Source organism: Variovorax sp. GrIS 2.14, from assembly GCF_046115955.1.
Classification (GTDB): Bacteria; Pseudomonadota; Gammaproteobacteria; order Burkholderiales; family Burkholderiaceae_C; genus Variovorax.
The window spans coordinates 1-19,270 of sequence record NZ_JBJXIA010000033.1 but is presented as its reverse complement, the minus strand read 5'-3'; the positions used below and the strand labels follow the sequence as shown (position 1 = coordinate 19,270).

Annotated in this window: 16 protein-coding genes and 5 pseudogenes; 13 read left to right on the top strand and 8 right to left on the bottom strand. The window is 60.4% G+C overall.

Annotation, left to right across the window (positions count from 1 at the left end; translation table 11 throughout):
- The 4 genes and pseudogenes from RCH10_RS25340 to RCH10_RS25325 all read left to right on the top strand — a co-directional run.
- On the top strand, positions 1-119 hold a 119-nt coding region (locus RCH10_RS25340; protein ID WP_409054527.1), incomplete at its 5' end, for a transposase domain-containing protein.
- A 45-nt stretch (positions 120-164) separates the two neighbouring features.
- The gene (locus tag RCH10_RS25335) at positions 165-557 is read left to right on the top strand and encodes a hypothetical protein (RefSeq protein WP_409054525.1); all 393 of its coding nucleotides are present in this window, start codon (positions 165-167) and stop codon (positions 555-557) included.
- A complete protein-coding gene (locus RCH10_RS25330) occupies positions 467-706 on the top strand; it encodes an IS66 family transposase zinc-finger binding domain-containing protein (RefSeq protein WP_409054524.1) in 240 nt (79 codons plus the stop codon). Before RCH10_RS25335 ends, RCH10_RS25330 begins: the two co-directional genes overlap by 91 nt.
- Positions 630-815, top strand: a pseudogene (locus tag RCH10_RS25325) (transposase); the annotation flags it as partial. The gene RCH10_RS25330 and the pseudogene RCH10_RS25325, both read left to right, overlap by 77 nt.
- A gap of 21 nt (positions 816-836) precedes the next feature.
- Here RCH10_RS25325 and RCH10_RS25320 read toward each other — a convergent pair.
- The 4 genes from RCH10_RS25320 to RCH10_RS25305 form a co-directional block, all read right to left on the bottom strand.
- Positions 837-2,360, bottom strand: a complete 1,524-nt coding sequence (locus RCH10_RS25320; RefSeq protein WP_409054523.1) for a c-type cytochrome — start codon at positions 2,358-2,360, stop codon at positions 837-839.
- Positions 2,357-4,063: a GMC family oxidoreductase gene (locus RCH10_RS25315; protein WP_409054526.1), complete on the bottom strand. Its 1,707-nt coding sequence runs from the start codon at positions 4,061-4,063 to the stop codon at positions 2,357-2,359. Before RCH10_RS25315 ends, RCH10_RS25320 begins: the two co-directional genes overlap by 4 nt.
- Before the next feature lie 76 nt (positions 4,064-4,139).
- Positions 4,140-4,883, bottom strand: a complete 744-nt coding sequence (locus tag RCH10_RS25310; protein ID WP_409054522.1) for a gluconate 2-dehydrogenase subunit 3 family protein — start codon at positions 4,881-4,883, stop codon at positions 4,140-4,142.
- A 181-nt stretch (positions 4,884-5,064) separates the two neighbouring features.
- Positions 5,065-5,337, bottom strand: a complete 273-nt coding sequence (locus RCH10_RS25305) for a hypothetical protein (RefSeq protein ID WP_409054521.1) — start codon at positions 5,335-5,337, stop codon at positions 5,065-5,067.
- A 16-nt stretch (positions 5,338-5,353) separates the two neighbouring features.
- On the opposite strand from RCH10_RS25305, the pseudogene RCH10_RS25300 reads away from it, so the two are divergent.
- Positions 5,354-6,537, top strand: a pseudogene (locus RCH10_RS25300) (IS3 family transposase).
- Between the two features lie 50 nt (positions 6,538-6,587).
- On the opposite strand, the gene RCH10_RS25295 reads toward RCH10_RS25300, so the two are convergent.
- Together RCH10_RS25295 and RCH10_RS25290 are read right to left on the bottom strand one after the other, a co-directional pair.
- On the bottom strand, positions 6,588-8,213 hold the full coding sequence (locus tag RCH10_RS25295) for a molybdopterin-dependent oxidoreductase (RefSeq protein WP_409054520.1): 1,626 nt from the start codon (positions 8,211-8,213) through the stop codon (positions 6,588-6,590).
- Between the two features lie 1,276 nt (positions 8,214-9,489).
- Positions 9,490-9,591 (bottom strand): annotated as a pseudogene (locus RCH10_RS25290) (IS3 family transposase); the annotation flags it as partial.
- A 124-nt stretch (positions 9,592-9,715) separates the two neighbouring features.
- On the opposite strand from RCH10_RS25290, the pseudogene RCH10_RS25285 reads away from it, so the two are divergent.
- Positions 9,716-10,009 (top strand): annotated as a pseudogene (locus RCH10_RS25285) (integrase core domain-containing protein); the annotation flags it as partial.
- Between the two features lie 224 nt (positions 10,010-10,233).
- On the opposite strand, the gene RCH10_RS25280 reads toward RCH10_RS25285, so the two are convergent.
- A complete protein-coding gene (locus RCH10_RS25280; protein ID WP_409054519.1) occupies positions 10,234-10,935 on the bottom strand; it encodes a GntR family transcriptional regulator in 702 nt (233 codons plus the stop codon).
- 92 nt (positions 10,936-11,027) lie between these two features.
- Between RCH10_RS25280 and RCH10_RS25275 the strand changes: the two genes are divergently transcribed.
- The 7 genes from RCH10_RS25275 (at position 11,028) to RCH10_RS25245 (ending at position 18,966) form a co-directional block, all read left to right on the top strand.
- Positions 11,028-11,810, top strand: coding sequence for an SDR family oxidoreductase (locus tag RCH10_RS25275; RefSeq protein ID WP_409054518.1), 783 nt, complete (start codon positions 11,028-11,030; stop codon positions 11,808-11,810).
- Between the two features lie 48 nt (positions 11,811-11,858).
- Positions 11,859-12,791, top strand: coding sequence for a 3-keto-5-aminohexanoate cleavage protein (locus tag RCH10_RS25270; protein ID WP_409054517.1), 933 nt, complete (start codon positions 11,859-11,861; stop codon positions 12,789-12,791).
- A gap of 66 nt (positions 12,792-12,857) precedes the next feature.
- Positions 12,858-13,994 carry a sugar ABC transporter substrate-binding protein gene (locus RCH10_RS25265; RefSeq protein WP_409054516.1) on the top strand — a complete coding sequence of 379 codons (1,137 nt, stop codon included), beginning with the start codon at positions 12,858-12,860 and terminating at the stop codon, positions 13,992-13,994.
- A gap of 27 nt (positions 13,995-14,021) precedes the next feature.
- Complete coding sequence (locus RCH10_RS25260; RefSeq protein WP_409054515.1) at positions 14,022-15,578, top strand: sugar ABC transporter ATP-binding protein; 1,557 nt, start codon at positions 14,022-14,024, stop codon at positions 15,576-15,578.
- Positions 15,575-17,647, top strand: a complete 2,073-nt coding sequence (locus RCH10_RS25255) for an ABC transporter permease (RefSeq protein ID WP_409054514.1) — start codon at positions 15,575-15,577, stop codon at positions 17,645-17,647. The genes RCH10_RS25260 and RCH10_RS25255 overlap by 4 nt, the downstream gene beginning before the upstream one ends.
- Positions 17,648-17,689: 42 nt before the next feature.
- Positions 17,690-18,565 carry an SMP-30/gluconolactonase/LRE family protein gene (locus RCH10_RS25250; RefSeq protein ID WP_409054513.1) on the top strand — a complete coding sequence of 292 codons (876 nt, stop codon included), beginning with the start codon at positions 17,690-17,692 and terminating at the stop codon, positions 18,563-18,565.
- Between the two features lie 41 nt (positions 18,566-18,606).
- The gene (locus tag RCH10_RS25245; protein WP_409054512.1) at positions 18,607-18,966 is read left to right on the top strand and encodes a LysR substrate-binding domain-containing protein; all 360 of its coding nucleotides are present in this window, start codon (positions 18,607-18,609) and stop codon (positions 18,964-18,966) included.
- Positions 18,967-19,003: 37 nt separating this feature from the next.
- Here the strand turns inward: RCH10_RS25245 and RCH10_RS25240 are convergent.
- Positions 19,004-19,270 (bottom strand): annotated as a pseudogene (locus RCH10_RS25240) (hypothetical protein); the annotation flags it as partial.

Below are 19,270 nucleotides of genomic sequence, written 5' to 3'. Positions count from 1 at the left end.
GGCTCAACGGGCACGACCCGTACGCCTATCTGAAGGACGTGTTCATGCGGCTGCCGACGCAGCCGATGAGCCGCATCGAGGAGTTACTGCCGCATCGCTGGGCGCCGGTCGCGAACTGAACTGACGCAGGGCCAATAACTTCAGGGGTTCGCGTCAAGGTGTGTTTGCCGAGTGCTTACCACAGACTGGAAGAACCGCGCTTCAAGCGTGCGAAGTTCGGTGCGAGCTCGGAGCGCCTGACGGAGTTGGCCCAGCTCGAGTTGCTGGTCGAGGAGCTCGAGAGCGAGCAGGCTGCCCTTGATGCAGACGGCAGCGTCGGTGCCCTGGACGAGCCCGGCGAACCCGGCTCCTCTGAAGGCGAGTCCGCGCAGACCGGCGCCGACCAGCGCAAGCGCCCCGCACGCAAGCCGCTGCCCGACCACCTGCCGCGCGAAGCGCTCGCGCACCAGCCCTCCAACACCGAGCGATGTGCCTGCGAGGGCTGCAACGGCGCGCTGCCCTGTTCGGACAGGACGTGGCCGAGGTGCTGGAGATCGTGCCGGCGCGCTTCGTGGTGATTCGTCATGTGCGGCCGAAATACACCTGCACAAAGTGCCACACTTCGGTCTGCACAGGGACACCGGCTACCGCAGGCACGGGAGGCGCTACGAAGTATTCGGGAGTTGTATGCGATCGAGAAGACCATCCGCGGCAGGCCGCCTTATGAGCGATGCCGGGTGCGGCAAGAGCAGGCACTGCCGCGGCTGGCCGGAATAGAGCCAAAGGGAAGACCGTTCTTAAGCAAGCAAGCTACCCGGCAGCGCAAGACGCCATAGTCGCTTCGTCAGGTTCGTCTATCATCTCGGCGTACTCCGAGTTGGAGTAGGAGTAGGAGTAGGAGTAGGAGTCGGAGTCGGACTCGGACTCGTGGCATCGAGCGCCGCCGCGCTGACCGTCTTGCGCACCGTCGCCACTTGCGCTGGCGTCACCGCGCCGGCCTTGTTCCCCCAACTGGCCCTCACGAAGCTCAGCATGTCGGCCACGTTGCCATCCGTCAGGCGCCAGCCAAAGCCTGGCATCGCCAACGCCGATGGCGAATCGACAGTGCCCGGACGCGCGGAGCCTTCGAGCACGATACGGATCAACGAGGTAGGGTCTTTCGCGTTGACGACCGTGTTGCCTGCCAGTGCCGGGAAGGCGTTGTCGGCCCCTGCGCCGCTCGACCGATGGCACGCGTTGCAGTTGTTCAAGTAGACCATCGCGCCCGCACCCGCCAACGTGCCAGACCGAAGTTGCTGCGTCGCCGGCTGCTTGCCGGCTGCGGCGACAATCGCGATTTGCGGCGGGATGACCACGGCTGGCATGCCTGCCGGCGCACCGATCGACTGCACGTACGTTGCGATCGTGCCCAGGTCTTCCTTTGTCATGTACTGCGTGCTGTTCTCGACTACTTGCGACATCGGGCCGAAGGCTGCGGTGTGCACAGTGCGGCCCGTCTTCAGGTACGTCACCATGTCGTCGGTCGACCATTGCGCGGCAGTCGGCTGTTCCATGTGGCGCAGCGGTTGTGCCAGCCAGCCGTCGATCAGTGCGCCGGCCAGGTAGCTGTCGCCCGTACGTTCGCTGTTCGCCTTAACGCCGCCGAACATCGAGCGCGGTGTGTGGCATTCACCGCAATGGCCGAGGCCCTGTACCAGGTAGGCACCCCGATTCCACTCAGCACTGCGAGACGTTTCGGCCTGGTACACGCCCTTGTCGAGGTACAGCACGTTCCAGCCCATCATCAGGAAGCGCATGCTGAACGGCCATGGCAAGTCGGTCGGCGGCGGCTCGGTGGCCGACGACGCCACGCCCTGCTGAAAGTACGCGTAGAGGTCGTGCATGTCGCTGTCGCCGAGCTTGGCGAACGACGGGTACGGCATGGCCGGGTACAGGTGCTTGCCGTCGCGCCGCACGCCTTCACGTAAGGCGCGGGCGAAGTCCGCTTCGGTGTAGTCGCCGATGCCGGCGCTTTTGTCGGGCGTGATGTTGCTCGACACGATGGTTCCGAAAGGCGTCTTCAGTGGCAGCCCACCAGCGAACGGCGCTGCGCCCGGGCCGGTGTGGCAACTGATGCAGTCGCCGGCTTTGGCGAGGTAGCGACCGCGTTCGACCGAAGGGTCGGCAGAGGCCGTCGGTGCGGCCGCCGACGTTGCAGCAGGTGCAGTGGCGGCTGCCGCCGCCTTCGACTCGGCTGCTGGGCGGGTCCCGCTAGACGGCTCCGCCTTCTGACCAAACGCCCACGTCGTCAACGCCGCAGCGATGACCATGGCGATGCCCGTGATGCGCAGCCGCGTGGTCGTCGATATCGGCTTCGAGCCGTCCTCAGGTGCCTTGATCATGCCAGCGCTCCCGGGCTCTTCAGGTAGCGTTCGCGTATCGCCTTGGCCGACCAGTAGGCCAGCGCGGCGACGACAGCGGTCGGGTTGTAGCCGAAGTTCTGCGGGAAGGCGCTGGAGCCCATCACGAACACGTTGGGCACGTCCCACACTTGCAGGTACCGATTGATGGCGCTGGTCGCGGGGTCAGTGCCCATCACGGCGCCGCCGGTGTTGTGCGTCGACTGGTACGGCCGCACGTCGTAGTGCTCGCCCTTTTTCTTGAAGCCCATGCTGATGTGCTTCGGGTTCATGGCCCTGGCGATTTGCTCGACCTTGCCGCCGATGAACTGCGTCATCGCCATGTCATTGTCTTTCCAGTCGAAGGTCATGCGCAGCAACGGTTGGCCGAACACGTCCTTGTAGGTCGGGTCAAGGTCCAGGTAGTTGTCACGGTAAGACATCACCGAGCCCTGCGCGCCAAGGCTGGTTTGATAGATGTAGTTCTCCTTGGCCGCCTTCTTCCAGCCGGCACCCCAGGTGGGCGTGCCTGCGGGGAGGCTCAACTGCTGAATCGGTCGACCTCCGGTGTTGATGCAATTGATGCTGGAGCCACCGATGAAGCCGAGCGGCCCATGATCGAAGTTGTCTCCGTCGAAGTCATCCATCGCGTGGCCGCTGGCGCCCGAACCGACGAACGGATTCATCGGTTGTTCCTTGTCGAAGTGCAACGCCGCACCGCCATTCAACTGGTACGCATAGTTGCGGCCGACCACGCCATCGCCAGTGGCAGGGTCGTACTTCTTGCCGATGCTCGACAGCAGCAACAAACGCACGTTGTGCATCTGGTAGGCGCATAGCACGACCAGATCGGCCGGCTGCTCGACCTCGTTGCCTTGCGCATCGACATAGGTCACGCCGGTGGCGCGTTTGCCGTCGAGCGACATGTTGACGCGCAGCACATGCGAGCGCGTGCGCAGCTCGAAGTTGGGTCGCTTCATTAAGGTCGGCAGTAGCGTGGTTTGCGGTGCCGCCTTGGCATACATGTAGCAGCCGTAGCGCTCGCAGAAGCCGCAGAAATTGCAGGGGCCGAGCTGCGCGCCGTGCGGATTCGTGTACGCCCGCGACGCATTGGCCGCAGCCTGAGGAAACGGGTGAAAGCCCAGCTCGCGTGCGGCTTTCTCGAACAGCACCGCGCTGTTCGGCGAAGCCAGCGGCGGCAGTGGATATTCGTTGGCGCGCGCACCTTCGAAGATGTTGCCGCCGGTCTGGATCTGGCCGCGAAGGTTGCCGGCCTTGCCCGACGTTCCGCAGATCTTTTCGAACTGGTCGAAGTGCGGTTCGAGCTCTTCGTACGTGACGCCGAAGTCCTGCAGATGCATGTCGTCAGGAATGAACTTCTTGCCGTAGCGCTCTTCGTAGGTGCTGCGCAGGCGCAAGTCGGCCGGCAGTGCCCGCCAGTGATGGCCGTTCCAGTGAACGCCGGCACCGCCGACGCCATCGCCCAGCAAGAACGAGCCATGCTGGCGATACGGAACCGCTGTATCCGCCGGCATATGGCGGATCGTCACCGTTTCCTTGGAGAGGTTCTGGAACAGCTTTCCGCGAATGCCGTAGCTCAGCTCGTCGGTGATGCGCGGGTACGCGAAGTCGGGCACGGTGTCGCGGCCTTCGCCACGTTCCAGCGCCAGCACCTTGAGGCCAGCGGCGGTGAGTTCCATGCCCATGATGGCGCCGGTCCAGCCAAAGCCGACAAGCACCGCATCGACGCCCGGTTTTTTGATATTTGCCACGTCGTGCCCTTCAGCCCTGCGGGCCGGCGATGCTGACGGGCGGCAGCGTGTAATGAACGCCGGGCTTGTCGACCCAGTCGAGGTAGTCGGCGCGGGCGCCAGGGAAGCCGATCATTTTCCAGGCCGCGGCATTCTTGTTGCCGCCATGGATCGGGTCGCTGAAGTAGCCCTCTTTGGTGTTCTGCAGCAGGAAGGTGAAGAAGTCCTTGGCGCCGACGTTGTCCAACTTGATCGTCTCGCCGTCGAGCCCTTTCAGCACTTCGTCCTGCTGCGCGGCATCGAGTTGCGCAAAGGTCTTGCCGCCCTTTTGTGCCTTGCACCAGGCATCAGTGGCGGCGATGCCGGCGCGGTACACCTCACGCGGCAGCATCTTTCCCTGGTAGCCGAAGAGCGGCGAGCTCAGCACGAACGGGCCCTGCATGTACCAAGTCGCGGCCTGTCCGAACGCGCCTTCCATTTGCCTGTCGATGAACTCGGGAACGCCGGCTTCAATGGCGCCGGGGCCGATGTCGTCCGAAGGTATTAGTCGCGCAACGGCGGCTTTGATGAAGACCCACTCTTCCTGATGAAAGTAGCCCGGAACATAGGCCGCGATGTGCGACAGGGTTTCAGGTGTACCAGGTGGCGGCGGTGCAGGCGCTGTCACGTCTTGCGCAATGACGAAGCCGGTGGTGGTGAGTGCGGTCGCTGCAGGAACAATCGCGATGGATCGGCGCAGGAAGCCGCGCCGGCCGGGGTGTGATGGATCACTCATCGTGTGTCGGACGAACAGAGTCGCCCCTTTGTTAGGTACTCATATCCTGTACCTATCGTCCACTCTTGGCTGTCGGTCAATGACCTTGCCTATGACTTCAGTCGAAAAAAAGTAATTCTTGATAAGCCAGCTTCAATTGCTGCTACACAGCGCGTTCTCGGCGAAGTACGCCATCGATTTCCTATGAAACATTCTGCGTTTTCACCTCTTGCAGGAAAAAGCCGAACTCTCCGGAGCGGCGGGGCAACTGCTTGAGCACGCGTTTTAGATACCGACGGTCATAGAGGTATTCGCCAGCGTCCTCGTACAGCGTACCGAATCTCATGGCGTTGTAGAAGAACACTCGACTGTCGCGAGCCGTTGCTGTGACTACCTTTGCGCTGCCGACGCGGCCAGCTAGTCTTCGATAAACATCCCCAGCGCCGTGTTCGGGAGTCTTTGACGCGAGCTTCAAGCTGCAAGTCGTTCAGATGATCCGCGTCCAGGGGCTCCATATCGGCCAAGTGTGCCGGGACATGCGATTGGGCGAGACGGCTGTGAGGCACTGGCTGGCACTGGCCGATGCCGAACAACGCGGTCAGCCTGGAATAGGCAAGCCCTTGACCGCCGACCATCAGCGCATCCGAAACTCGAAGCCGAGAACAAGCAACTGCGAGGCGATGTGGATACGTTAAAAAAAACCTCGGCCTTCTTTGCCCGCGAACTGCGATGAGCTTCCAACTCATCGAGCAGCTGCAACACAAGGACAACGCCGTGCCGGTGGAGCAACTCTGCCGGGTGCCGGAGGTCAGCCGCTCAGGCGACTACGCGGCACGCAAACGCAGGCAGATCCCGCCTCCAGCATGCCAAGCCAGCGTGCATTTGAAAGCTGCATTCGCCGCCAGTGGTGGTGCTTACGCAAGCCGTCGTCTCCGGGCGGCAGTGGCCTTGCAAGGCGTCGCAATGGGCCGCTATCGCGTGCGCAGTTTGATGCGCCCGCATGGCTTGCGCTCGGCGTGGAAGCGCAAGTTCGTACACAGCACCGACAGCCGACATGCATTGCCGATCTGACCCAACGTGCTGGATCGACAGTTCAATGCGACGCGGTCCAACCCAGCGTGGGTCGCTGACATCACCTACATCAGAACGCGCTGCGGCTGGCTGTATCTGGCTGTATCTCGCAGTGGTGCCAGACCTGTTTGTGCGCAAGGTCGTGGGCTGGGCAATGGCCCCAGACATGCGGGCGATGCTGGTGTGTCAGGCGCTGCAGTTGGCCATCGCACAGCGTCAACCGGCGAGCGGCTTAATCGTACCTTCGGAGCGTGGAAGTCAATATGCAAGCAACGCGCATGGAGCCCTGATCACCAAGCACGGGCTGGTGGGCAGCATGAGTCGCAAGGGAAATTGTTGGGACAATTCGGTCATGGAACGCTTCTTCCTGAACTTGAACTTGAACTTGAACTTGAACTTGAACTTGAACCTGAACCTGAAGATGGAGCGGATCTGGCAGCGAGATTACGCCATTCATGCCCAAGCCATGAGCGACATTGCCGACTACATCGTCGGCTTCTACGACGGTGTGCGGCTGCACTCCGCACTGGGCAACTTGCCACCCAATGCCATCGAGCAGAAATCGGCAATCAATCAACCTATTGATGTGTCAGAAATAACTTGACCGGGACAGATCACCAGAAATTGACGCTACGGATGCGGCGTCAGATCCAATCAGATCGGCACGCGGTAGCCAAAGAATTCGTGGTCTTCGTTGTAGCCGCCTTGGCCCGCGCCAAGATCGGCGAAATCGTGCACGAGCTCGATGGCCGCAATCCACTTGACCATCTTGAAGCCGACCTCGTTTTCGCAGCGCAGCCGAAGCGGTGCGCCATGCAGCACGCTGACCGGGGCGCCGTTCATTTCGTAGGCGAGGATCGTGAGCTCGTGGCGCATGTTCGCCAAGCTGTGCGTGTCGTAGTAACGGCCGCCGTCACCGCCGTCGGCCAACGAGTAGAGAACGACGTAGCGGGCCTCGGGTGTCGGCTTGACGAGATCGAGGATGTCGCGCACCGGCACGCCACCCCACTTGGCTACGCCCGACCAGCCCTGGATGCAGAAGTGGGTCGTGATCTGCTCTTGCTTGGGCATCGCCTTCAGCTCGGCGAAAGACAGCTCGACAGGGTTTTCGACCAGGCCGCCGATCCGCAGCCGGTAATCGGCGAATTCAGTCGCGACCAGCGCATCGAACTCGGTCGAGTTTGGCATCGTTCCGTTGGGCCAGAAGTGCGGCGAAATGTCTTGCTCGGTGAGCTGGCTCTTCGCGTCCCACGACTGGGTGGCAACACCGAACGGCCGGCTCATGAATTCGCCGATCCTTTGCACGAGCCGTGCATGGCGCAAGGTAAACGGCGAGGCCCACCACCAGGCGACAGCAACCAGCGAGATGGCGGGGACAAAGATGGCAAAGCCGCTCCACGAGTTATCACGCACACCGGCCCACATCATGTTCAGGTTGACGCGAGCATCGGTGATAAAGACGAGCGTGACATGGGCGAGGATAAAGAGCAGAAACCACCAGAGCGCGATGAAATGGATTGAGCGGGCCTTCTGCCGGTTCAGTACGCGGCCAAACCAGCCGAGCCGGTTCGAGATCGCCGGGCTTTGCATCAAGCCGGTAATGATGGACGTGGGTGCAGCTACGAATACGGTCATGAAATAAGCGAGCTGCTGCAAGCCGTTGTACCGAGTCCAACTCTCATCGACAGGAAACGTAAGTGAGAGGTATTGCAGTGCCGTCGAGACGGCGTTTGGAAAAACGCTCCATGTCGTCGGCACGATGCGCAGCCACTGGCCGGTGGTGAACAGAAGAACGTAGTACAGGATTCCGTTGATCATCCAGAGCAGCGTCACTGAAAAGTGCCACCAGCGCGCGAGGCCTATCGAGTGACGGATGCCGGGTATACCGAGCCAGGAAGGCAAGGTGACCGAGTCGTCCTTCGCGGTCCAGATTCGACCGGTCGGCACTGCGGCCTGGAAGCGAAACCATTCGGTCCCGGGGGTGCAGTCGCGCTTCCAGTACAGCCGTGGGTGGTCGGCAAGAATTTGCACGCCGGCACGGATGATGAAAGCCATGAAAAACAGGTTGAGGAAATGCAGCAACCGCAACCAGGCTGGAAAACCCGTCGTAACCGGCAATGCGGAGGTCGAAATGCCCGGATAGCGCACTAGAAATTCCTGCACCACCGGGACGTGTCGCAATGCTTGAGACGCGGCCACGCCAATGACGATCAGTACGAAGACCAGCGGCAAAGCCCAAAGCGCATTCACCCAATGCCGACCGAATCGAACCTTCGGCACGACGCCTGCCTGTGGCGGCAACCATTTCGTAAGCAGGACGCGATCATCGGCGGCGCACAGCTTCGCGGCCAAGGGATCGTGTGTGTGTGGGATCCGGGGCGCGCCGCTCATGCCAGCTCCTTCATTTCGTTCGATGCGCACACCGCTGAATTGACTTGAACCCGTGGGCCGCCATAGCGTAACCGAGGCTGGTTTCGAACGAGCCGTCGTCGCCAGCAATGACTCCTACCATTTGCCCGCGGTTGACGCGGCAGATCATCTGCGTCGCCTGTCCGCTTGCCGGCCTTGCCAAAGCTTGTGTCCGGTCGCGACCCCGAGAAGCCGTCGCGACGCAACGTCTCGGTGGCCATGTTGCATGCGGCACCGCCGCCAGCAATGATCATGGAAGGCGGCTTTTCTTTCGCAAGGGCAACGCCTGAGGCGAGACAGGACGAAACGGCAGGCCTCAAGGAGGACGGCAACGAGAGCATTTGTTGAAAACCTAAGGCGTCGGTTGGAGATGGGCAAAACGGTGAGTGGCCAGACTGCGACCTGCCGATGTTCCTGTCTGTGCGGCAGGACACCCGTCGGCATGACACACAGATGGCCTACTGCGCCTACGCTTTCATCTCGCTCGCGCGGAACATGTTGAAATTTCTTGTGTCAACGGGTTGAACAAATTCTGGCCGGGCTCGGGCCGCGCTTTGTTCCGAAGAAGTGGCACTCACGGCGTTAATGCGCCCTTGCGTACGCGTGTGTTGGGTTCGCTATTCCTGAGCCGGATGAGCCTGCCGCACAAAAGAGACAAGCTGACAAATCGTGTACGGGACTCCCGACGGGCGGAGCTACCGGACGGGCCCGTATCGGCAATAGTTACGCTTCTGAGGCTGCTCTGGATGGAAACAAAAAGGAGATAGCTCAGAGGCGGCCGGGCATCCAGCATCACACCCTCGGGCGACCATTGACAAGTGCGAGGGCATGACCATTGCCATTTCTACTGCCTTGAATATTCGGATGTCCCACAACAATCGCTACGACTGGAACAGTTCTCAACTTCTCAAGCGGCACTTTGCATTTCGAGATGTGACAACGAAGAGGGCGTGGCATCTGACAGTGCCCAGGAAGTGCGGGCATCCTCCGCCGGATTCACTCCAGCCGCACACCTGCTGGTCCGCAGTTGAAATACCGGACAGGCGCCGTAAGCGCATAGATAGTTATCGAGCGTGGCGTGTGAACGCCGTGCAGGAACCGCTTCCATTTGACGGCGAGGGGGGGTGAGGCGGAATACTTGGACTGGTTATGGCGCGAGGCCCAAGCTTCTTCGGTAGTCGATAGGGCTGCGCGCGCCCAGGGACATCTTGATCCGCTTCTCGTTGTACCAGCGGATGTAAGAGTCCAAGCCGTGGCTCGGACCTTGAACAACAGGCCGCGTAAAACGCTGGGTTGGAAGACACCGGCTGAGACCTTGAACGAGTATCTAAAATCCGTTCGACAACCCGGTGTTGCGACAACCAGTTGAATCCGCCCAATTCACAAGTACGGCCTTCACGGGGTCGCTCACCGACCACGGCATCCACATCCCAATGGACGGCAAGCGCTGCTGGCGAGACAAGGTGTTCATCGAGCGGCTGCGGCGCTCGGTCAAGTACGAGGACGTGTACCCGCATGCTGACGAGAGCGTGCGCCAGGCACGCACTGGAATCGGCCGGTACATCGAGTTCTACAACACTCGTAGGCCGCATTCGAGCCTGCAGGCCCGCACACCCGATGTGATGTACTTCGACTCGCTGCAACGGCCTTCGGCCGAGGCAGCTTGACCCCGCTGGATCCACTTAAAAAGATTCGGAATCTGTTCAGACGAATGGGGCCAGCTCTTTCGGCAATCGCTTAGAAAGCCACCGGGTTTCTTTTTTGCGAGAAGCCTTCTCTTACAGGTCAGCCTTGAAGTTCCGATTAAATCTAAGAAGAGGCACACGCCCGCGTTTCTGGTTCTGTTGGTTTTCGGACGATTGCGCATTTCTAAGGCCGGTGCCAACAGCCACTACGAGTCGGCCGACACGAGCATTCCAGCGGACACAATGAACTCAGCGGCGCTTTCGATATCCCCTTTCAAGGCTTTGTGGGCGGCTGTGGCATCGCGCTTTTTCAACGCGCCGAGCCACGCAGAATGGTGTCTCACTGCAACGCGTTCATCTACGCGACGTGAACCCGCACGAAGGTCATAGTTGAGGATCGGGCCGATGCGCAACCACAAGGTTTCGATCATGTGCAAGAGCATCGGCATGTTCGCGCCACGGTAGACGGCGAAGTGAAGATCTTTGTTGAATGCGATCAGACGGGAGCCATTGGGTGATGCGGCAGCCATCTCGGTAGCGAAACAATCACTCAATCTCTGAATTTCGTCGAGTTGCGCATTACTGAGAGCAAGTGCCGCCAATTTCGTCGCAAGACCCTCCAGATTGATGCGGATTGTCGTGATTTCGCGGAACTGACTCACTGTCATCCTGGGGACGCGGACTGCTCGGTTGGGTGCTACTTCCAGCGCATTTTCGGCCACCAGACGCTGCATGGCCTCGCGCACGGGCATCACGCTGACACCCAATGCTGCGGCGGCGTTCCTGAGAGAAATTTGCTCCCCGGGCATCACCTGCCCAGTCATTACCAGTTCGCGCAACTGCTCATAAACGTCCGCCCGCATCGTCTGTTGCCGCTTCAATGGGGTCACGAGGTCAGAGATGGGCATCTCTCAGTATAGGTGTCACGGGGTAAATACTATGAAGGATCTGTGATCACACATATACGATCAATGCCGTCATCTATTTGGAGCGGTCATTGATGTGGAATCAAAGATTATTTGTCGGCAAGCGTGTCCTGGTTACCGCCGGTGCCGACGGAATCGGTCTCGAAATAGCACGCACGTTTGCAGCTGCCGGTGCAAAAGTGCTTGTGTGCGACGTTCAACAGTCCGCACTCGATCGCCTCGCTGCCGCAACGCCCGAAATTCTTGGCTGTCTCGCAGATGTCTCCAACGAATGCGATGTGTCAGCAATGTTCGACACCCTCGACCAGAAGCTCGGCGGACTGGACGTGCTGGTGAACAACGCGGGCGTCGCGGGACCCACCGGTGGCGTCGAAACCCTTTCATTGGTCGATTGGGAGCGCACGCTCGCCGTGAATCTGACGGGGCAGTTTCTTTGCGTCCGTTCCGCAATTCCGCGCCTGCGCAAAAGCAGCGATGCATCAATCATCAACCTCGCATCGGCGGCCGGCCATCTGGGCATGCCGGGACGCTCGCCTTACTCGGCATCGAAGTGGGGTGTCATTGGCTTTACCAAAACGCTGGCCATCGAGTTGGGTGCTGCCGGCATTCGCGTGAACGCCATCCTCCCGGGCGCGGTGGATGGCCCACGGATTCGTGCGGTGATCGCGGCCAAGGCCGAAGCGTCCGGGCTGCCCCTGGAAGAAGTGACGCGGGCATACACCTCCCAAGCCTCCCTGGGTCGCATGGTCACGACTGCCGACATCGCCAACCTTGTCCTTTTCGCGGCCAGCAGCTTGGCCGGGAACATCTCTGGCCAGGAATTGGTTGTCGATGGCAACACGCAAGCGCTGAGCTGAAGTCGACCTAACCCACACCAACCTATTTCCAAGAACCCGAACACCACCATGGCAACACGCACCAAGGCAATCATCACCTGCGCACCCACGGGTGCCATTCACACGCCCAGCATGTCGCCGCATTTGCCTGTCACGGCCGATGAGATTGCGACCGCCGCTATCGAGGCGGCCAATGCCGGTGCGGCCATCCTGCATTTGCATGCGCGTGACCCCGTAGACGGTCGACCGTCGCAAGACCCGGATCTGTTTCTCCCGTTCCTGTCCAAGATCAAGAAGGCCACCAACGCCGTGATCAACATCACGACCGGCGGCAGCCCGCACATGACGGTGGAGGAGCGGATGCGTCCGGCAACGGTGTTCAAGCCCGAACTGGCGTCGCTGAACATGGGTTCGATGAATTTCGGCCTGTTTCCCATGCTGGATCGATACAAGGAATTCAAGCATGTGTGGGAGCGCGAAAACCTGGAGAACAGCCGGAATCTGGTGTTCAAGAACACCTTTACCGACATCGAGAACATCCTACGCATCGGGAACGCCAACGGTACACGCTTCGAGTTCGAGTGTTACGACATCAGCCATCTCAACAACCTGGCCCACTTCCTTGAGCGTGGGCTGGTCAAGGCGCCGCTGTTCGTGCAGTCAGTGTTTGGCATTCTGGGCGGCATTGGCGGCCATCCGGAGGACCTGATGCACATGCGCCGCACAGCCGATCGGCTCTTCGGCGCCCAGTACCGATGGTCGATCCTGGGCGCCGGGCGTAACCAGATTCCTTTGGCCACGATTGGCGCGGCGATGGGTGCCAACGTACGCGTCGGGCTGGAAGATTCGCTCTGGATCGGGCCCGGTCGACTGGCCGTGTCGAGTGCCCAACAGGTTACGCGCATCCGGACCGTGCTGGAGGCACTGAACATCGAAATCGCAACACCGGACGAGGCGCGCGAGATCCTGAACCTCAAGGGTGCAGCGCATGTCGCTTTCTGACCGCGGGTAGCACGCGTTTTTCTCATACACAACAATTAATCGAAGACAACCACGCAGGAGATGAACATGACAAGCAAGTTTATGAAGAATTTGGGCGTATATACAGGCGCCGCACTGCTGGCCACATGCGCCACGTTGATCGGCACCGCGCATGCAGCCGACAAAAAATTCCAGGTCTATTTGTCGATGAGCTACATCGGCAACGACTGGCAGGCCGAAGCCGCCAACATGGTCAAGGCGCTGGCTGTGCACAAGAACTTCGTCGACAAGGTGGACCTGAAAGTGCAGGTTGCAGGCCCGAATGCACAGCGTCAGATCCAGCAGATCAACGCAATGGTGCAGCAAGGCGCGCAGGCCATCGTCGTGTATCCCATCTCGCCCACCGCGCTCAACGCAGCTGTAAAAAACGCCTGTGACAAGGGCGTAATGGTGATCGCTTACGACGCGGTCATCACCGAACCGTGCGCCTACAACGTGACCATCGATCAGGAAGAAGCTGGCCGCGTGACGGCCGAATGGCTGGTCAAAAAGTTGGGTGGCAAAGGAAATGTGGTGGTCATCAATGGCGTGCCAGGCACCTCGGTCGATACGGCCCGCACCAAGGCTGCGAAGGAAGTCTTTGCGAGGTATCCGAATGTCAAGGTGGTGAATGAGGCCAATGGCATGTGGAGCCAGGCTGTCGCGCGCACAGAGCTCACAAAGATTCTTGCCACGCGCAACTGGAACCAGATCGATGGCCTGTGGATGCAGGTGGGTTGCTACACCGCCAACACAATGCAGCTGGAAGCTGGCGCCAAGCCGGCCGACCTCAAGCCTTGCGCAGGCGAGGGGTCCAATGGTGGCCGGATACAGATGCTGCCTGCAGGCACGGTGGTCGACGGTGCAAATGGCACTTACACCCCGATGGGCGCACCTCGCATTTCCTACGCGTCACCACCGTATTCGGGTGCCTATGCGCTCAAGTTGGCGATTCAAAAACTTGAAGGCAAAAATGTGGCGAAGAACACCAAGCTGCCTCTGCCGCTAGTCACCAACGACTCGGTTCGGTATTGCAAGGAGGGCACTTGGGACGAAATGAAGGCAGGTTGCAATGCCTTTGCACCGTCGGTCGTATCCAATCCTGGCTGGTTTGCGTCCATCTTCTCCGAAGAGATGCCCGAGATCGGTTTGTCCGCTGCGCTGGTCGGCCAACCCGAGCAATAACGTTCGAAGCGCCGGGGAAGCACCGCCATGGATCAATCTGCTTTGCCCCACGCGGCGGAATCTTTGCCTGCTGTCGAGATCGTGCACGTGGGCAAATCCTATGGCGCGACCCGGGCAGTCGACGACGTGTCGTTTTCCATTGCTCCCGGCAGCGCGCATGCGCTGCTCGGCGAGAACGGGGCGGGCAAGTCCACACTGGTCAAGTTGCTCTCTGGATTGGTGTTGCCCGACTGCGGATCGATCCGTCTGGCTGGCAAAGAGGTGACGCTGCCAAGCCCGCGCCAAGCACACACGCATGGCATTCAGACGGCCTATCAGGAGATGACGCACGTCAAGGATCTCAGTGTGCTCGACAACATGCTGCTGCCATACGGACCCGTGAATCCGTTCGGCCTGCTGCGACGAAGGCTCGCCCGCGAGCAAATTGGCGCTGGTCTTGCGGACCTCGGCCTTGGCAACATCCCGCTTGATGAAGAAATACAGCACCTTGAACTCGCAGTGCGACAGAAGCTTGAGATTGCACGCGCCATCATGCGCAGGCCGGCAGTGTTGTTGCTGGACGAATCGACGTCAACCCTGTCGGGCGACGATGTCGACTGGCTGGGTGATTTGATCGTGCGTCAGCAGGAGGCAGGGGTCACTGTCGTCTTCATCTCGCACCGCCTGCCTGAAGTGCGCGCCTTCTGCGACACCGTGACGGTGCTGCGTGGCGGCAAGCATATTGCCACCGGGCCTTCCTTGAACTACAGCAATGCAGAGGTCATCGCCATGATTGCGGGGCGTGAGCTGGAGCATATGTTTCCAAAGCGCCGCTCGAGCCCACCCAGCGGTTGCATCGAGGTGCTGGGTGCCACAGACCTCACAACGTCGGGCAAGCTGCGACAGACGTCGTTTGCCCTGCGCGCGGGAGAAATTCTGGGTGTTGCCGGGTTGCAGGGCATGGGACAGCTCGACCTGTTCCTCGCCTGCTTCGGCATGGCCGCCATCACTAGTGGAACTTTGCGTGTCGACGGCCAGCCCATGGTGATCCTTTCGCCAACAGACGCGGTAAGAGCAGGCATCAGCCTGGTACCCGAGGATCGCAAGACGGAAGGCCTGTTCCTGGAGCTCTCGGGTGGGCACAACGCGTCAATGCCGGTGCTTGAGCGTTTCCGTCGCGGAATGCTGATCGATACCCGGGCCGAGGCGCTCGCCGTACAGTGCGTGTTTGACCGCGTCGACATTGACCCGCGCGCATTGTGGACTCGCGTCGGTGCTTTTTCTGGCGGGAATCAGCAGAAGATCGCTATCGCCAAATGGCTGCTCGCCGAAAGCCGCGTCCTGCTGCTCTATGACCCAACGCGAGGCATTGACGTCGGCACGAAGAATCAGATTTACCACCTCATGCGTGACTATGCCGACGCTGGAGGCGCAGTGCTTTTCTATTCCACTGAAATATCTGAGCTTGTTCATCTGGCCGATCGCGCGCTAGTTTTTTACGGCGGCGAAATCACCACCGAAATTTCTGCGGGCGAGCTCAGTGAGGAAGCGATTCTGCGCGCCGCGCTCGGAACCCCCGCCATCCATCTGAAGCTCGCGGCATGACGACCGTTGCCCTTGAATCGCGCAAGCAAGGCGACAGGCGCATGCCCGGAGTGCGCGGCCTGCAGCGGCACAGCGGTTTGCTGATCGCTGTGGCCGCGTTCGTCGCCTTGCTGATTGCAATCACCAGCATCGGTGCGGTACAGCTCTCCTACTATGACCTGTCTTCGATCGCAACAACGGGCGCCACCCTGGCGCTGGCTGCTCTTGGACAAACAGTGGTGATCCTGTCGGGTGGTTTTGACTTGTCCGCTGGGGCCGTTGTGTCACTGGTCAACGTCGCCCTGGCATCGGGCCATCTCCCACCCGGTGCTCCACCGATGGTCGTGCTGCTGTTAGGCGTGAGCATGGGCATGGCGGCCGGCGCCTTCAACGGATTTTTCATTTCCGTGCTGCGCATGCAGCCCATCGTGGTCACGCTGTCCACCATGTTCATCCTGCAGGGCATCACCCTGCTGGTGATGGACAAGCCCGGCGGGGCTGTGCCGGCGGGGCTCGCGGACCTGTTGCTGGGTGATGCCGTCCCGGGGCTGCTGCCCAGGCCCGTATTGCTGCTCGCCGTGGTTTTGATGCTGTGGATCTGGCTTAGGCGAACGCGGTTCGGGACTGCTGTGTATGCCATCGGGAGTGACTTCCACGCCGCGCATGCGGCAGGGGTGCCAACGCGGCGTGTTCAATTCCTCGTGTACGTGATTGCCGGCGGGCTGTATGGCCTGTCAGGTGTCTTCATCAGCGCCCAGACGGGTTCGGGAGATCCCTTGATTGGCGCCCCCATGCTGCTGCAGGTATTTGCGGCCGTGGTCGTGGGCGGCACGCTGCTGGGTGGTGGACGTGGGGGCCTTCTGGGGACGGTGTTCGGTGCCTACGTGCTGATGATGGTGGTCAACATCTTGCTGGTGCTGAACGTGTCTGCTTATTTTTCGACCATTGCAGAAGGTGGCATTCTCATGCTGGCCGTATTGGCGGGTTCGCTGGGGCCCAAAGCGCCGCTGGCGCGCAATCTGCGGCAATTGCGCCTCTGGCTCCATGCCCGAAGTGCAGGTCTACTGATCTCCCAAAGACTGACGACTTTGCCGGCCGTGCGACTGGCGACGCTCGACAAACCACGAAAGACACTGCAACCGCAAGCATCCTTCTTGCAGCGCCATGCCGAAACGTTGCGTTTTACGGTGCCCTCCTATGTCGGTTTTGTGCTGATCGTCCTGGTAACGCAAGTCGTGCTCGGCCACTCGCTGACGAACTGGGGGTACTACAACGCGCTACTCGTGCTGGGGTCATGTCTTGTCGTGCTGGCGCTGGGTCAGGGCGCGGTCATCCTCACAGGCGGGCTTGACTTGTCGCTGCCCTGGACCATCGCACTGACAGGCATCCTGCTGGCGGGTACAGTGAAAGGCTCGGATTCTGCATTGGTCTATGCCCTGCCGATGGCCATCGGCATCGGCGCCTTCATCGGGTTGTTGAACGGTGCCGGCGTCGTGATGCTGGGCGTGTCGCCCATCGTCGTCACCCTGGCGATGAACGGCATCCTGCAGGGGGTGGCATTGATCTATTCCAACGGCACGCCCGATGGGTTCGCCTCGCCGCTGCTGCGAAGCTTTATGACCGAGCGTGTTCTCGGTGTGACGCCGGTGGTGCTGTTCATGCTGCTGTTTGCCGGGGGTGCCGTGCTGCTGCTAGGCCGCACACGTTTTGGCCGCTCGGTCTATGCGGTCGGTAACGGTCAGCGTGCGGCCCAACTCTCCGGTGTTCGGGTCGGACCGACACTTATTGGCGTCTACATCCTCTCAGGCATCTGCTCGGCCATTGCAGCCGTGCTGTTGACCGGCCTGTCCGGGCAGGCCAGCCTAGGCATGGGCGACGACTACCTGCTGCCGTCGATAGCGGTCGTTCTCATCGGCGGTACGTTGATCGTGGGCGGCCGTGGCCACTACATGGGCATGCTGGGTGGCGTGCTGCTGCTCACTGCCCTGCAGACCTTGCTGTCGGGAACCACGCTGCCCTATGCCTCCCGCGCAATACTTTTCGGGTTAGTCGTTCTGGTGGTGGTCATCGGACTGCGCGAGCGAGGCTGAACCTGCACAACATCGATTGCCTAAACCTCAAAGGAGACTCCCATGCGCATTGAAGTTCTGGTCGACGTCAAGACCACCCTCGGCGAGGGCCCGGTTTGGGACGTCGCAGAGCAGCGTTTGTACTGGATCGACAGCCTCGGTTGTAAGGTCTATCGCTGCACGGCGAACGGCCGTGAAGTGCGCGCCTGGGACGTGCCCGAGCGAATTGGCTCGATGGCGCTGCGCCGCCGCGGGGGTGCCGTGCTGGCGCTGGCCAACGGGTTTCATTTCCTCGACTTCAAGAGCGGCGAGACGCAACTCATCGTTGATCCGGAACCCGGCGAAGTAAGCAACCGGCTTAACGACGGAAAAGTCGATCGGCAAGGCCGCTTCGTCGTGGGTTCCATGGACGTGAACGAAGAGGGGCCCAACGGCGCGTTATACCGGCTCGATCCTGACCTGTCGCTGCACCGGCTTGACGACAAGATCATCTGCTCCAACGGGCCGTGCTGGAGTCCCGACGGCCGCACGTTCTACTTCGCCGACTCGTGGTCGGGGGAGATCTGGGCCTATGACTATGAGTTGGACACAGGCAGTGCGTCGAACCGTCGTACCTTTGCGAAGCTGGACACATCCAGCGGTGGTGCTGCCGATGGGTCGACGGTTGACGCCGAAGGCTATCTCTGGAATGCGCAGGTCTATGACGGTCGCTTGATCCGTTATTCGCCCGAGGGGAAGGTAGACCGGGTAATAGAGATGCCGGTCAAGAAAGTCACGAGCGTGAACTTTGGCGGTCCAAATATGGACATCCTCTATGTCACTTCCATGTCCAAGCCGCCGCTTCCTCGCTTTCCCGTCGATGGCATTCAAGGTGGCAGCTTGTTTGCCATCTATGACCTGGGCGTGCGCGGAATTGAAGAGCCAAGATTCGGTGGTTGAGCACCTTTCACGTTCTGCGATAGCCGTCGCGAGACTGACCCATGATGCGAATGCGTCAAGGCGTTTCAGGGAAATTTTCTGTTGGCAGCATGATGGCTGCCTCACCGGTGCGTCTAACTGGGGCGTTACTGGGGTTGAAAGCCTTGTTTCCGGTGCTGCTGATCGATGTCGCTGTGGACACGAGCGATCGTCTTCTGGCGCAATTGAACAAAGGTGTTCTTGAACTGGTGGGCGGGCGATTGACTACCAAATCTGGCATCACCTGTCATTTCCGAGCGATCGAAGATGAAAAACGTTCAGTGCTGGTTAGCGTCGACAATCCGCAGGTTCACAAACAGCGGGTTACTTTTCAGGAATTCTTTCCTTTTTACGTTGGATCTTGGCGCTGCTTCAGCAGATAGGTGTTTCACCGGTTGACGTGAGTGAATGACGGCAACACTACATCAGCAGGTGAATGCCTTTGACTTTGGCGGCCTCGCCGTGAAGCCACGACAGGAAAGCTTCAACCGGTGCACGCTTCTCGTGTCGGGCGGGATAGACGGCAAAGTGCGCCTTGATTTTGATGGCTTTATCGATACTCAGGAGAGCTGGCCCCGGAAATCTGAACAATCCGATAAGTGTGGAAACTGCTCCTGCTGGCGAGGACCTCGCCTGTGAAGACTGGAGCAAAGATGAGCAGAAGACCCCGCCGCACGCACTCAGCGG